Below are 14,327 nucleotides of genomic sequence, written 5' to 3' on the forward strand. Positions count from 1 at the left end.
TGGTATGAGTGCACTATTTCGCCTCGTACCAGTTGTTTCCTGTGTGCATATCAATCTCGAGTTTGACAGCCAGATGTGCTGCCCCGGTCATCTCCTCTTCCAGGATCTGTTCTGCCTTTTCGAGCTCGTCTTCCGGCACTTCCAGCAGCAGCTCATCGTGTACCTGAAGAAGAAGTCTGGTCTTTAACCGCTCCTCTTTCAGCCGTTTCGCCACGCGGATCATCGCTATTTTAATAATATCCGCCGCCGTTCCCTGGATCGGCGCATTCATCGCAACGCGCTCGCCGAATGACCGCTGCATAAAGTTGCTCGATTTCAGCTCCGGCATCGGCCGTCTGCGTCCGAACATCGTCACGGAATAGCCTTTTTCTTTGGCATCCTCTACGCAGCGGTTCAAAAACTCATGGATACCCGGATACGTCTCGAAATACTGCTGGATATAGGCCTCTGCCTCTTTCCGGCTGATGCCGAGATCCTGGCCCAGACCGAACGAACTGATGCCGTATACGATACCGAAGTTGACCGCCTTCGCATTTCTTCTCTGCAGCGGTGTTACCTCTTCAAGCGGCACATGGAACACTTTCGATGCCGTCATGCGGTGGATATCCTCCGCCTCGCGGTACGCCTCGATCAGGTTTTCATCGCCCGACATATGGGCCAGCACGCGGAGCTCAATCTGGGAATAGTCGGCATCCAGAAAGACACAGCCAGGCTTTGGCACGAAGGCTTTCCGGATCAGACGGCCAAGCTCCATCCGCACCGGAATGTTCTGCAGATTCGGATCGGTACTGCTGATGCGGCCGGTCGCGGTGATGGTCTGGTTAAATGTCGAATGGATTCTTCCATCTTTCCCGATCACGGCCTGCAGACCGTCGGCGTACGTCGATTTCAGTTTGGCAAGCTGGCGGTACTCCAGAATATCGGCAACGAGTTTGTGATCCGGTGCGAGCTTTTCGAGCACATCGGCGGCGGTGGAATAACCCGTCTTGGTCTTTTTGCCGCCCGGAAGCTGCAGCTTTTCAAACAGAATCACGCCGAGCTGCTTCGGGGAATTGATGTTGAACTCCTCGCCGGCCTCCTCGTAGATCTGTGCCTCCAGCTCTCCGATCCGCTCCGCCAGCTCAGCTCCGTAAACGGAAAGTGCTTCTTTTTCTGCGGCGATTCCATCCGCTTCCATCTGACGGAGCGTAAACACCAGCGGAATCTCCACATTCCGGTACAGATCCCACATGCCCTGCTCCTTCAGCAGCTTTTCCATGTTTTCCTGTGCGGCAAATACAGCATACGCCTGATGACCTGCATACGACTCCTGCTGTTCCGGCGTCATCTTTCCTGCGGCCGGAATCTTGCTTCCGCCGAAGATCTCTTCCACTGCCGGCACATAGCGGTGTACGTACTCTTTTACGATATCATCGTACGAATACTGTGATTTCAATGGATTTAATAAATACGCGGCAATTCCGGCATCAAACAGATGGGCTTCATCGGCGTCCGGCATATCCTTCAGAAATTCTTTTCCGTCCATGACGCAGAAAACCGAAATCTGCTTCTGCAGCTCAGTCAATTTTTCTTTTAAATAATCTCCGGTCAGGAAACCTTCTGCTGGGAAGTAAACAACATCCGGCTCTCCGCTTCCATACGCAACTGCCATACCGACAAGTGAACGGCTCCGATCTGCCATCGGTCCGTCCTTCGGGGTTTCTTCTGTCAGAAGAGCGGCTCCTGCCTTCTCCTCCTTCGCGATGGTTTCAAAGAGTTCTTCCGCCTCGGAAAAATCCGTTACGGTGCGCAGAAAGACGGCATCCTCTGGTTCTGCATTCGTCTCCTCGAAGCGGCCCAGCAGGTTCTTAAACTCCAGACGTTTGAACATCTCATACGCTTTTGGTGTATAAAAATTCGAGAGTGCCGCTTTTTCACGGTCGAGCTCCACCGGCGCATCGGTATCAATCGTTGCAAGTTTTTTGCTTAATTCCGCCAGATCATAATGATCACGCATCGCTTCTTTTGCCTTGTTCGGTTTGATCTCCTCGAAATGTGCATGCGCATTTTCCAGTGTCTCGTACTGCAGCAGGATTTTCGTCGCGGTTTTCTCGCCGACACCCGGCAGACCCGGGATATTGTCTGCGGTATCGCCCATCAGCGCTTTCAGATCGATGATCTGTTTAGGGAGAAGACTGTATTTTTCCAGCACCTCTGCCGTGTGGTAATTTTCAATCGTCGTCACACGCTTTACGGTCTTTGGAATCCGGATCAGAATGTGGTCCGTTGCAAGCTGCAGCAGGTCGCGGTCTCCGGATACGATCGTAACTTCCATCCCTTCCGCCTCGCATTTGCGGCCGAGCGTTCCTAAGATATCATCCGCCTCATAGCCCTCTTTTGTGACAATCTCAATGTCCATTGCTGCGAGCACTTCCTGGATCACCGGGACCTGTTCGCGCAATTCCTGCGGCATCGGCTTTCTCGTTCCCTTGTATTGGTCATACATTTTGTGGCGGAATGTCGGTGCATGGAGGTCAAACGCCACGGCAAGATACTGCGGCTGCTCCTCATCGAGAATTTTAAACAGAATATTCAGGAATCCATATACGGCGTTCGTGTGCAGTCCTTCTGCATTGGACAGATCCGGTACGCCGTAAAAAGCCCGGTTCAGAATACTGTGTCCGTCCAGTAATACGATTTTATCACTCATAATAATCCTTTCAGCCAGGGTAATTCTATCACTTCAAAATAGTGCAGAGCCAGGAGCACCAGAAACAGAACGAGAATCAGCATCAGCACCCGGAAAAACGTATCTTTGTACCGGCGGTGTCTCGCTTCTTCCTCTTTTTTCTCCAGATCGCGTTCCAGAAGTCCTGTCAGATTGTAGGAATCGGGCGCGTCATCCTCGAAATATGCCATCGCACGGTTCACAATAAAATATGTCTCCAGTTCCTCGTGGCATGTATGGCATTTCCGGATATGGGAAATAAACGGTTCCATCTCTTTCTCCGGCATATTTCCCTGCACGTATGGCTGTATTAATTTTTCTGCTTCTTTACAGTCCATAAAATCCTGCTCTCCTTTTGTATCCGGCCAGTGTTTTCCTCTGGCCGTTTTTTCTGCTATCTACCATCATACACTATTTTCTCATAATTTAAAAGAGACAACCCGCCGAAAATGGGTTGTCTCTTGTTCTCTTATAAGATAACTGTTTTCTAGTGGATTTCCATTATACACGGACAATGTTCGGGGTCTCTTTTCCTGCCTCGAAATCCAGTGCATTCTGCAGTGTGGTCTCTGCAATCGCACGCAGTGCTTCCTCGGTGAAGAATCCCTGATGTGAAGTGATCATAACGTTCGGGAAGGACAGGAGACGTGCTGTGGTGGAGTGCTCCAGAATCTCATCGGAACGGTCCTCGAATACGTTCGGGGTTTCCTCCTCGTATACGTCAAGGCCGACGCCGAAGAATTTTCTTGCACGGATTCCCTCGATCAGGTCGTCTGTCTTTACCAGACCTCCGCGGGACGTATTGACCAGGATCACGCCGTCTTTCATCTTTTTGATGCTCTCGCGGTTGATCATGTGGTATGTGCTGTCCATCAGCGGGCAGTGCAGGGAGATCAGATCACTCTGTGCCAGCAGTTCATCAAGAGTTACGTACGTAACAAAATCTTTTAAGGATTCATTCTGGTATACATCGTAAGCAATGACTTTCATGCCGAAACCGCGGCAGATTCTTGCCATAGCCGCACCGATTTTTCCGGTTCCGACGATTCCGGCGGTCTTCTGATAGAAGTTAAATCCCATCAGTCCGCCCAGACTGAAGTCGTTTTCTCTTACTTTCGTATATGCTTTGTGCATGTGGCGGTTTACCGTCATGGCCAGTGTCATCGCATGCTCAGCTACAGCCTCCGGGGAGTAACCCGGTACACGGCGTACATCAATGCCGTATTTTGCAGCTGTCTTTAAATCTACGTTGTTGAAGCCTGCGCAGCGCATTAGGATCAGCTTGACGCCTGCCTCATGCAGTGCTTCTACGGTTTTTGTTCCGACATCGGAGTTTACGAAGGCGCACACGGCATCGTAGCCCTTTGCCAGGGAAGCGGTTCTTGCAGCAAGGCCGGTTTTTAAATATTCCACTTCAATTTCTGGAAACTGCTCTTTGGTTCGGTCGAAAGATTCTCTGTCGTAGCTCTGGGTATCGTAAAATAAAATTTTCATAATGTTTTTCCTCCTCGCTTTGCGGTCATCTTATTGTTCCCGCTTACAGGTATTACTATACTTCATTGTTAAAACTTTGTCAATGTATTATTTGTTAAAATTTTATCAATTAGTAAATTTATTTTCAACATCTTTCACAACAGTACAAATTTACTGGATCACCTCGTCCAGGAACCGGGACGGCTCGACTTTCTTTTCAAACCGTTCCTCCACATAACAGAGCGTCAGCTCTTTCCGGGCGCGCGTCATTCCGACGTAGAACATCCGCCGCTCCTCCTCGATCGCCTCCGCAAGGACTGCTTTCTGATACGGCATTACACCCTCGTTGACGTCAAGAAGATAGACCTTGTCGTACTCGAGTCCCTTGACGCTGTGCAGGGTGGAAACCATAACTCCTTCCGCACTCTCTGCGCGCTGCTTCTGTTTTTCCTTCATCTTCTGCTGGTATTCCTCAATATGTGCAAACCAGCCCTCGATGCTTTTCTGGCTCTTTGCCGCCTCCTGCAGCTCGTCCAAAACGGAAATCAGATCATCCTCTTTCAGATGGCGGTATGCAGCATATTCCTTCACATACTGTTCATAGCCGATCGCATAGCGGATGTAATTGACCGCGCCGAACGGCGATAAATGCGTCAGTGTCGTGATATCCTGCTCCAGTTTGCGGATCCGCTGGCACATCCAGTCTTTTTCTTCGTAATATTCCAGAAGTGCATCGAACGAAACAGTCGCCTCCTCAAAGGCATCCCGCGACAGATAACGGTTCGGGCGGTTGGCAATCTTTAAAAACTCGCCGCGCTTCCGGCTTCCCATCGCAAGATTCAGATACGTCAGCAGATCTTTCGCAATCCAGTGGTCATAGAGATCCGGCAGGGTATCCCGCATCTGGAACGGGATCTGTGCTTCCATCAGTTCCTCTACTGCTGTCCGGCAGCCAAGATTCGTGCGGAACAAAAGCGCCATCTCTTCATACGGACAGCCGTTTTTCTCCGCCTCCCGCAGCTCCTCGGCAACGGCACGCATCTCCTCGCGCGGGTTCTTATATCCCCGGATTGCAACCGGAGCGCCTTTCTCGTTGTCGGTGGAAATCGCCTTTTCATACCGCTTTTTGTTGTGGTGGATCAGGCATTGGGACCGCTTCACGATAAATTCCGTACTACGGTAATTTTTATCGAGCACTACCTGCGCCGCGCCCGGGTAATCTTTCGGAAAATTCAGCATGATCTCCGGCTTGGCCCCGCGGAACTGATAAATCGACTGATCGTCATCCCCGACAATAAAGAGGTTATTTTCCGGCAGCGCCAGCATCCGCACAATCTCATACTGCACGGGGCTGATGTCCTGAAACTCGTCAATCAGGATATACTGAAATTTCTGCTGCCAGGCGCGGAGGACCTCCGGCCGCTCCAGAAAGAGACGTTTGCACTGCACCATCAGATCGTCGAAATCGAGTTTTTTGTTCTCCTTCCGCCATTTCTCATACGCCTCATAGATTTCGCGGAACTTTTCCTGCGGCATACAGGCGGAATAGTAATGTTCCAGCGGGATCTGATTGTTCTTCACAGTGCTGATTTCGCGCGCCAGATTTTCCTCGAGATCCTCTTCCTCCAGGTCTCTGGCATAGTGGTTGACCAGCTCGCGCATCAGCCGCTTTTTCTCTTCCTCGCTTAAAATATTGTTGCCGGACATGCGGTACGTATGGCGCAGAATCGCGTAGAATATCCCGTGGAACGTTCCAAAGGTGACCTGGGTACTCGTCTTTCCCATCGCCTTCAAATACCGCTCCTTCATCTCTTTTGCCGCCGCACGCGTAAATGTTACGACAAGAATACGAGAGGCGGAAATGCCGCTCGTTACAAGCTGGCAGGTCCGCCCCGTAATCACTGCGGTTTTCCCCGACCCCGGTCCGGCAAGGACCATCATGGGGCCGGTGGTATGCATCACCGCTTTTTTTTGTGAATCATTATATATCATTTGGATAATTTCTCAATCGCTTTGTCGATGCGGGCAAGAGACTCCTCTTTTCCCAGAACCTCAAGGATTTCCGTTGCGCCGGCCGGTGTCATCTGTTTTCCGGAAAGAGCGGTACGGATCGGCCACATAATATAACCGGTCTTGTATCCTTTTTCTTTTCCGAATGCGCTGAGCATCTCAAAGAGAGCATCATTGCTGAAATCTTCCTGCGCTGCCAGCAGCGGTTTTACTTCCTGAAGAAGTGCAAGGGAGGTCTCCTCGTTTGTCTTCATCTTTTTGTGAGTGTACATCGAAGCGTCGTATTCCGGAACTTCCTCGAAGAAGTCGATGAGGTCTGCAATATCCGGGAATACTTCGATTCTTGTTTTTACCATGGCTGCAATTTTCTTAAAATCGAGCGGACGGTGGATTGTCTTCTGGATATACGGAAGCGCCATCTCATAGAACTTCTCGTCGTCCATTGCCTTCATGTACTCGCCGTTCATCCAGCGGAGTTTTGTCATATCGAAAACGGCCGGAGATTTGCTGATGTGGTGGTAATCGAAGATTTTTACCAGCTCCTCGAGAGAATAGATCTCGCGGTTTCCTTCCGGGCTCCATCCAAGAAGGGCTACGAAGTTGACAATGGCATCTTTTAAGAAGCCCTGATCGATCAGGTCTTCATAAGAAGAATGGCCGCAGCGTTTGGACAGCTTCTGATGCTCCTCGTTGGTGATCAGCGGACAGTGTACGTAAACCGGAACTTCCCAGCCGAATGCCTCGTAAATACGGTTGTATTTCGGGGATGAGGACAGATACTCATTACCGCGGACAACGTGGGTTACACCCATCAGATGGTCGTCGATGACGTTTGCGAAGTTGTAGGTCGGATATCCGTCGGATTTGATCAGGATCAGGTCTTCCAGCTCCTCGTTGTTTACGGTGATGTCTCCGTAGATCTCATCGTGGAAGGTTGTGGTTCCTTCGGTCGGCATATTGAAACGGATGACGTACGGTTTGCCGGCTGCCAGATTGGCCTCTACTTCCTCTTTGGAAAGACCAAGGCAGTGTTTGTCGTAGATCGAGATTTCTTTTCCGCCTACGTTACGCTTGCACTGGCTCAGGCGCTCTGCGTCACAGAAGCAGTAATAAGCGTCACCCTGCTCTACCAGCTGTTTTGCGTATTTCAGGTACAGACCTGCTGCATTACGCTCGCTCTGTACGTACGGGCCGCAGCCGCCGTCTTTGTCCGGTCCCTCGTCGTGTACCAGGCCGGTCTCTTTTAAGGTACGGTAGATGATATCAAGTGCGCCTTCCTGGAAACGCTCCTGGTCGGTATCCTCGATACGGAGCATAAAGGTTCCGTCATCGTGTTTTGCGATCAGATACGCATACAGGGCAGTACGCAGATTTCCTACATGCATCCGGCCTGTCGGGCTCGGTGCAAATCTTGTTTTTACATTGCTCATTTTTCTTTTCTCCTGATTTCTGGTTTTTCTGGAACAATCCTTTTGTCTGTTCCCTTCCACCATTTATTTAGAATGGAAAACAGCCCGGCGTTTCTTCCGAGCTGCACCATCCTTCCACTTTTGCCAGCGGCAATGCTCTTTTTCAGACCTCTACGCCGTGCTGTTTCAAATATTCCATAAAGTCGCCGACGGTAGAAAGGTCTGTCAGTTCGTCGGTGTCGATTTCAATTCCGTACTCGTCTTCTAATGCCATAACCATCTCGTAGAGATCCAGGGAATCTGCACCCAGGTCATCTTTAAAAGAGGTATCTTCGTTGATGCTGTCTGCATCACAGTTGAGCTGTTCTACTAAAATTTCTTTTATCTTTTCTAACATTATTCTGCTCCTTCCTGCCTCTACCCGGCAGCCAGTATTTCTTTCGAAAAAAGTGTATCTGTTATTCCGGCATTTGTCAATAGATTTTTCTACTTTTACTGTTCTTCCGCCTGTGCCTCTCCTTCTCCGCTCTTTCCATCCTGGAACACAATAAAGCGGGAGACGCACAGGGCAATGCCGATTTCCGTCAGGATAAAGAGCACCGATGTTCCTCCGTAACTGATAAATGGAAGGGTAATTCCCGTTGCCGGCATCAGTTTCAGAACAACGCACAGGTTCAGAATAACCTGAATGGAAATATGTGCAAAAACGCCGCTCACCATCAGCATTCCATACGCGTCCGGTGCATTCTGTGCAACCACAAACAGACGGTACAGCAGGTAGCCAAACAGCAGCAATACAAGAAGCGCGCCAAATATTCCAAGCTCCTCGCAGATGATCGAGAAGATCATATCGTTCTGTGCTTCCGGAATTGTTGTAATCTTCTGCGTACTGTTGCCAAGTCCTTTTCCGAGAAATCCACCGGAGCCAATCGCATAAAGTCCCTGCAGAATCTGATAGCTGCCTCCGGAAAGCCATTCATAGATACGGTTCGACCGGAAGTCACCGCCTATTCTTTCAAAGATCTGCAGATTATTTTTTAAAATGATAATCGCAAAAACGCCAATTACCGCCGCGCCCGGAATCACACGCGCATAAAATTTTACCTCCGGGTCCGCCAGAAACAAAATGACGCAGGCGATGAGTCCCAGAATAATGGCGGTACTCAGGTTGTCCGTCAGAATCCACGCAGCCAGCGCCTGCAGCACGCCAAGTCCGAGGACAATTGCTTTTGCGCGGATGGTACGCATATTTTTTCCCATCTTCAGGATAATGTATGGCAAATACAGAATCAGCCCCAGCTTTCCAATCTCCGCAGGCTGAAGACTGCCACCGCCGATCCGGAGCCATCTTCTCGCCCCGTAGGCTTCATAACCAAGCGGCGTAAACCTTACCGCCGCCATCAGAAGGAGACTTCCCCAGTATACCAGTGCTGCAATCCGCTGGAACCATACACTATGATAATCTACAAACTTCGACAATATCACAATCCCCACCAGAACAATAGCAGAAAGCCCCGCCTGATGCGTGAAATAATACATATCATTTCCCTTGAATGTACTGGCCGCCTCGTAGGCACTCGCGCTGTACAGCATAATCAGTCCGAAGCTGACCAGCAAAATAGTGCAGGCCAGCAGGTTATAATCATAAAAATCCGAAGGAAGTTTTTTCTTCCTCTTTTTCTTCTTTTCTTTCTTCTGGGATGGCATGTTTACTTTCTCTGCCATGAAGTTTCCACCTCCATTGTTTTACTCCATTTATTTCAGTGCATAGCCAAGCAGGCTGACAAAGCCCGGATTTCGGTCGGTCGTTCCGAGGATAACCTTACGCACCAGCTCCGGATCGTCCGTGATAATGTTGTCCACGCCGCAGTTGACCATCCGCTGCATATCTCCCTGATAATTCAGCGTCCAGGCACAGACTTCTTTACCAAGACTGTGCGCATGCTCTACAAAGCTTTCGGTGATGTACGTATATTTTACAGAAAAGAAGTCCGCCGCGTCCATATCCTCCAGGCCTCCGTACGACATTTTCATCGTATACCCGGTCTTGATATCCGGATTGATTTTCTTTGCCTGCCTGAGGAAATTGTAGTTCATGGAAGTCAGCACACACTGATCCACAAAGTCATTGTCCTCGATGATTTTCACCACTTTTTTGACAATATTCTGGTTGTGGCCGTTGTATTTTACTTCAATATTCAGGTTGATTTTTCCTTTCGCGTACGCGATGACTTCTTCCAGCTTCGGAATCTGCTCGCCGCGGAATTTTTTGTTGAATCGTACACCGGCATCGAGCTGGCTGATTTCATCGTAGGTCAGGGTCCAGATGCTGGCATTCAGACCGGTTGTCCGCTTCAGATTTGTGTCGTGCATAAGGACAATCTCACCATCACTCGTCTCCTGTACATCGATCTCCGCGTAATCCGACATGCTGTCCACTGCATATTTGATCGCGCTCATCGTATTTTCCGGTGCTTTTCTGGCTCCGCCCCGGTGCGCTGACACCGAAATATACTGGGAGGAAGCCGTTGCCTCTGCACGTGTTGCGCGCATGGCATATACAAGATAAACCGTTTCTCCCGCCAGCATGGCGATCGTGAGAACCACCGCCGTTACCGGACCGCAGAAGGTGCGTACCAGCTTCGAGCTCGGCTTTTTCGTTGTCCGGCTCTTCTGGTAGCCCTTTCGGGAGGAACGGATAAAAATCAGATACAGATACGTAATGCTTCCGACAAGGCCGAACGCTCCGCCGATCAGGCTCATCGTCGATTTGACCCAGTCACCGTAGACGATGACGGTACTGACAACGGTAGACGGCGTTTTCACCAGCTTTGCATAGGCAACGACAGCCGTTCCGAAAATCAGATACAAAACCCACGTAATCAGAAAAATCATCACCTGGAAAAAGACGTTGATGCCAAGCTCACGCAGCACGCGTTTTTCCAGTGTCTGGCGCACCCGCAGATGGGTATTTTTCTCTTTTTCCGTCATCATGCACCGGAACGGGATGGTGTAGGAAAACACAAACGAGAACGCGACAAGCAGAATCGTCAGCACCACCGGGATCCAGTATGCCGGGAAGGCATTGAAAATCTTCGTCAGGGAAACCTGAAGCAGTTTCATACTGCGGATGGCGCTGTAGCTGCTGTGCAGCCAAAGGTACGGGAAGCTCGCTGCCATGTAGAAAAACCAGGTCCATGGGCGGGCACGCACAAACTGTGCAGCTCCTCTTCCGCCGGCAAGCATCATGACAGGAACGGAAATCCGTTTTCGTTTCCAGGAGGCCTCCAGAGCCGCCATGACAGCATAGATTTCAAACAGCATACAGAAAAAGAAAACAAGCAGAATTCCAAAAATCAGCAGAAGGGTCAGCGGATGCAGCATGATCTTGTTGAAGTTTTCCGATGTCATATAACTCGTTCCCAGCTGTTTTAAGGAAAAGTTGATCGCCGCATTGGCGAGTCTTGAAACCAGCTGGCTGGAAAACAGGCGGTAGACCGTCTCAAATATCACGATGCTAAGCAGGTTTTTCTGCAAAAGTTTCCATGCCATATTCAGATAAATTCGTATCATTCCTGCATTTTTTACTGCCTTTTTTCTCATCTGCTGTTGTTCTCTCCTGTCAGCCGCAATTCCCCCGATGAATCTGTATGCAAAAATTACCTTTATTTTTTCTCTTTTGTATTTTACATTTGACACTTCGAGTCTTTTTTGAAGCTCTTTTCTTTCTGTTCATTTTAAACTATCTTCCAGTATAACACAAAACCGGGTCTTTGAGTATTCTTTTTTCTATTTCTGGTTGCACCACTTCTGCAGTTTTTTTACCATGGCGGATGGGCTGCTTACTGTGCCGTCGATCGGCGTACCGAGTTTTTTCTGCCAGGCGAGGATTGTCTGCGGACCGATATAGCCGTCCATGCCGGCCGATGCCCATTTCTGCATTTCTTTTACAAGGGCCGATCCGCCTTTTGGCGTACTGTCCCACTCGGCGGCTGTGATGCCATCACAGAATTTCCGGTTGACGGCCAGCTGATTGCTGATTTTTCCATCCTGCGGTGTGCCGAAAAGTTCCTGCAGACGGCGCGTCAGATTTTCGCCCCAGATTCCGTCCTCTGCGACTGTCTTTCCGGATGACTTTGCTGTCTCTGCCGATTTTTCTTTTGCGGGACCGGCATAACGGCAATACGCTGTATGGCAGTTGACCCAGCCTGCCCCTGAGAGAAGCCGTCCCCAGCTTGTGTTCTGGATTTCCGTCACCGTGTAGCTTCCCTGATCCCGGATCGTTCCGGCAATCCTGCTGTCCGCATCCGGTGCCTGACGGATGTTGAGGGCCGCTGTCTGCACCTGATAGATCCCGGGCGCATACGTTTTTCCTGTTCCGCTGCCTGCTGTTCCCGTTCCTGTGCTCCCTGCACCGCTTCCGATCATCCGCTTCATGCGGTCCCAGTCACCGCGGTTCATGATCTGGCTCGGACAGTATTTGCTGCAGATGTCATAATGACGATAGACTCTTTCCAGCGGAATCCCCGTCTCCCGCATGATCTCCCGCACCAGTGCCGCAGTATTCTCAAATGCTTTTTCATAATTATACCCGGCCTGCACACACATCTCCACGCCGATGCTGTTCTTGTTGCCGTACTGCTGAAACAGATTTTTTCCGCCGTAATTAATGCCGACATGCCAGCACCCCCGGCTGTGCGGTGCCGCCTGGTAGGCTGTGTCACCGTCATCGACGTAATAGTGTGCGGAAATGTTCTGGAAATTCCCGTCATGCTGTGCTCTCGCATGTGCCCGCGCATCGGCACCTGCTGCGAAGTTGTCGGTGTTGTGGACTACGATACATTTGGGATTGTTTTCCGCATACGTATTCTGATTTCCAAGATACGACCGATCAATTTTCATATTCTCCCCTTTCTGATGGTTCAGACTGCCCGGCATAACACAGATTTTTTGAAGCGCCGTTCACTCCGGCTTATGGATCTGCTTGATAATCTGATTCACATAATTGCTCAGCCCCGCCACCAGAATCCCCTGCGTGACCGCCGTAAAAACCGCCATCGCCCCCTCCTTCGCCGTCTCAATCTCACTCGTCGCCATCACCCAAACCGCACACAGCACCATGCTGATGCCGCCTAAGATCAGCGGAATGTACTTATTCTTCACCGCCTGCGACTGCCGCAAAGCAACACCGAAAAAATACAGCACGAACGCAACGACGATGAGTTCGGGCTTTACATAATTCATTGCTTCCATGGAACATCCTTTCTGACTGTTCTGTTTTTGAAAGTCTTTTTTCTATATTATGATGGGATAATGATTTACGACTGGATAAGAATTTCTTACTGTAAATCCAAAAAATCCCACCTGTTTTTCAGATGGGATTTTCCAGTGATGTGCTGTTCTTTGATTTTTAATTTACTATCTTGTGCAGCAATTCCCCTGACCTGCCCCTGGCTGCGGTGCCGCACAGAAAGTCTTTGCATCAAACGACGGATTAAACGCATAAAAGTTCTTCGAATTCAATTCGTCCTGTACAGAACGCAGCGCTTCACCAAAACGTTGGAAATGCACAACCTCACGTGCCCGCAGGAAACGAATCGGATCTGCAACTTCAGGATCTTTTACCAAACGAAGGATGTTATCATACGTTGACCGGGCTTTCTGCTCCGCAGCGAGGTCTTCGAACAAATCTGTCAAAGGATCACCTTTCGACTGGAACTCACAAGAATTAAACGGAACTCCGCCAGCCGCCTGTGGCCAGATTCCGGCTGTGTGGTCTACATAGTAATTAGCAAAACCGGAATTCTGAATTTCTTCCAGCGAAAGATTACAGGTAAGCTGATGAACGATCGTGGATACCATTTCGAGATGAGCTAATTCCTCGGTACCAACATCATTCAACACCCCCGCTACAATTCGGTTCGGTGCTGTGAAACGCTGAGAGAGATACCGCATGGATGCGCCCATCTCTCCATCCGGGCCACCATACTGACTCATGATAATTTGGGCGATTTTGGGGTTTGGTGTCGTAATGTTTACAGGATACTCGAGGCGTTTTTCATAATTCCACATCCGTCAGCACCCTCCTTTCCGGTTGACTTCCCACGGCCATGGCTGCATAACCCATTCGAAAGAACGGCTCATGCGGTCGTTGGCGGTATCGATCGTGAGCGGGCCGTACTGTTCGGCGTACTGTTTCAGTGCTTCTTTTCGAAGCTCCACTTTTTCCCGGAAAAAGGCAAGTGCATCTTCATCCTCCGGGTGGGTGTCGAGGTAAAGGTTCATTTCAACAACAGCAAAGCTGACCTGATCAATCCAGGCGAGCAGCTTTTCGCGGGATGGCATCTGCGGCATCATAGGCACTGTCCTCCTCCCTTTCCACAGAATGGTTTACAGAGTTCCGGGAATAAGGTTCCCTTTTTTAATGCAGCGGAAAGATCATAGATCTGTTCAAACCGCTGCATCGGAACGTACGCCATTGCAGGTATCATATGATCTACATGCTGCATTTTCCGCGGGAAATTCCTTGGTTCCATCTTCAGTTCCATATTGTTTGAAGCGGCGCGGCGGTTCTGCATATTGTTCGCACCGCAGCAGCCGCGATTCATACGGGATGAATCCATACCATGTTCCTCTTTCATTTTCTGTTCTTTATAGAGTATGAAGAAAATAAGAAAGTGTCAAAAAAGGCAGCGGTTTCTCTTCCGCTGCCTTTCTGTCATACTAAT

At 49.8% G+C, this 14,327-nt stretch carries 13 protein-coding genes; all 13 read right to left on the minus strand.

Annotation, left to right across the window (positions count from 1 at the left end):
* Window positions 1–13: 13 nt before the first annotated feature.
* The 13 genes from polA to DWZ44_RS13885 all read right to left on the minus strand — a co-directional run bounded on the left by polA (window position 14) and on the right by DWZ44_RS13885 (window position 14,222).
* Complete coding sequence (gene polA / locus DWZ44_RS13825; protein ID WP_117805088.1) at window positions 14–2,689, minus strand: DNA polymerase I; 2,676 nt, start codon at window positions 2,687–2,689, stop codon at window positions 14–16.
* The gene (locus DWZ44_RS13830) at window positions 2,686–3,045 is read right to left on the minus strand and encodes a zf-HC2 domain-containing protein (RefSeq protein ID WP_022462716.1); all 360 of its coding nucleotides are present in this window, start codon (window positions 3,043–3,045) and stop codon (window positions 2,686–2,688) included. Before DWZ44_RS13830 ends, polA begins: the two co-directional genes overlap by 4 nt.
* A gap of 163 nt (window positions 3,046–3,208) precedes the next feature.
* Window positions 3,209–4,201, minus strand: a complete 993-nt coding sequence (locus DWZ44_RS13835; RefSeq protein ID WP_117805089.1) for a 2-hydroxyacid dehydrogenase — start codon at window positions 4,199–4,201, stop codon at window positions 3,209–3,211.
* Between the two features lie 150 nt (window positions 4,202–4,351).
* Window positions 4,352–6,172 carry an ATP-dependent helicase gene (locus tag DWZ44_RS13840; protein ID WP_117761783.1) on the minus strand — a complete coding sequence of 607 codons (1,821 nt, stop codon included), beginning with the start codon at window positions 6,170–6,172 and terminating at the stop codon, window positions 4,352–4,354.
* Entirely contained in the window at window positions 6,169–7,620 is a 1,452-nt protein-coding gene (gene gltX / locus DWZ44_RS13845) for a glutamate--tRNA ligase (protein ID WP_022462713.1), read from the minus strand. Before gltX ends, DWZ44_RS13840 begins: the two co-directional genes overlap by 4 nt.
* A gap of 142 nt (window positions 7,621–7,762) precedes the next feature.
* Window positions 7,763–7,996: an acyl carrier protein gene (acpP, locus tag DWZ44_RS13850; RefSeq protein ID WP_022462712.1), complete on the minus strand. Its 234-nt coding sequence runs from the start codon at window positions 7,994–7,996 to the stop codon at window positions 7,763–7,765.
* A 95-nt stretch (window positions 7,997–8,091) separates the two neighbouring features.
* The gene (locus tag DWZ44_RS13855) at window positions 8,092–9,324 is read right to left on the minus strand and encodes an FtsW/RodA/SpoVE family cell cycle protein (RefSeq protein ID WP_022462711.1); all 1,233 of its coding nucleotides are present in this window, start codon (window positions 9,322–9,324) and stop codon (window positions 8,092–8,094) included.
* 30 nt (window positions 9,325–9,354) lie between these two features.
* Complete coding sequence (locus DWZ44_RS13860) at window positions 9,355–11,202, minus strand: glycerophosphodiester phosphodiesterase (RefSeq protein WP_055228402.1); 1,848 nt, start codon at window positions 11,200–11,202, stop codon at window positions 9,355–9,357.
* A gap of 186 nt (window positions 11,203–11,388) precedes the next feature.
* Window positions 11,389–12,501: an N-acetylmuramoyl-L-alanine amidase gene (locus tag DWZ44_RS13865; RefSeq protein ID WP_117510346.1), complete on the minus strand. Its 1,113-nt coding sequence runs from the start codon at window positions 12,499–12,501 to the stop codon at window positions 11,389–11,391.
* 60 nt (window positions 12,502–12,561) lie between these two features.
* Window positions 12,562–12,852, minus strand: coding sequence for a phage holin family protein (locus DWZ44_RS13870; RefSeq protein ID WP_117510326.1), 291 nt, complete (start codon window positions 12,850–12,852; stop codon window positions 12,562–12,564).
* 165 nt (window positions 12,853–13,017) lie between these two features.
* The gene (locus tag DWZ44_RS13875; RefSeq protein ID WP_055218834.1) at window positions 13,018–13,671 is read right to left on the minus strand and encodes a manganese catalase family protein; all 654 of its coding nucleotides are present in this window, start codon (window positions 13,669–13,671) and stop codon (window positions 13,018–13,020) included.
* Between the two features lie 3 nt (window positions 13,672–13,674).
* Entirely contained in the window at window positions 13,675–13,956 is a 282-nt protein-coding gene (locus DWZ44_RS13880) for a spore coat protein CotJB (protein ID WP_022462706.1), read from the minus strand.
* Window positions 13,953–14,222: a spore coat associated protein CotJA gene (locus tag DWZ44_RS13885; protein ID WP_243002104.1), complete on the minus strand. Its 270-nt coding sequence runs from the start codon at window positions 14,220–14,222 to the stop codon at window positions 13,953–13,955. Before DWZ44_RS13885 ends, DWZ44_RS13880 begins: the two co-directional genes overlap by 4 nt.
* Between the last annotated feature and the right edge of the window lie 105 nt (window positions 14,223–14,327).

Origin of the sequence: Blautia sp. AF32-4BH (assembly GCF_003460565.1) — a bacterium.
GTDB lineage: Bacteria > Bacillota > Clostridia > Lachnospirales > Lachnospiraceae > Fusicatenibacter > Fusicatenibacter saccharivorans.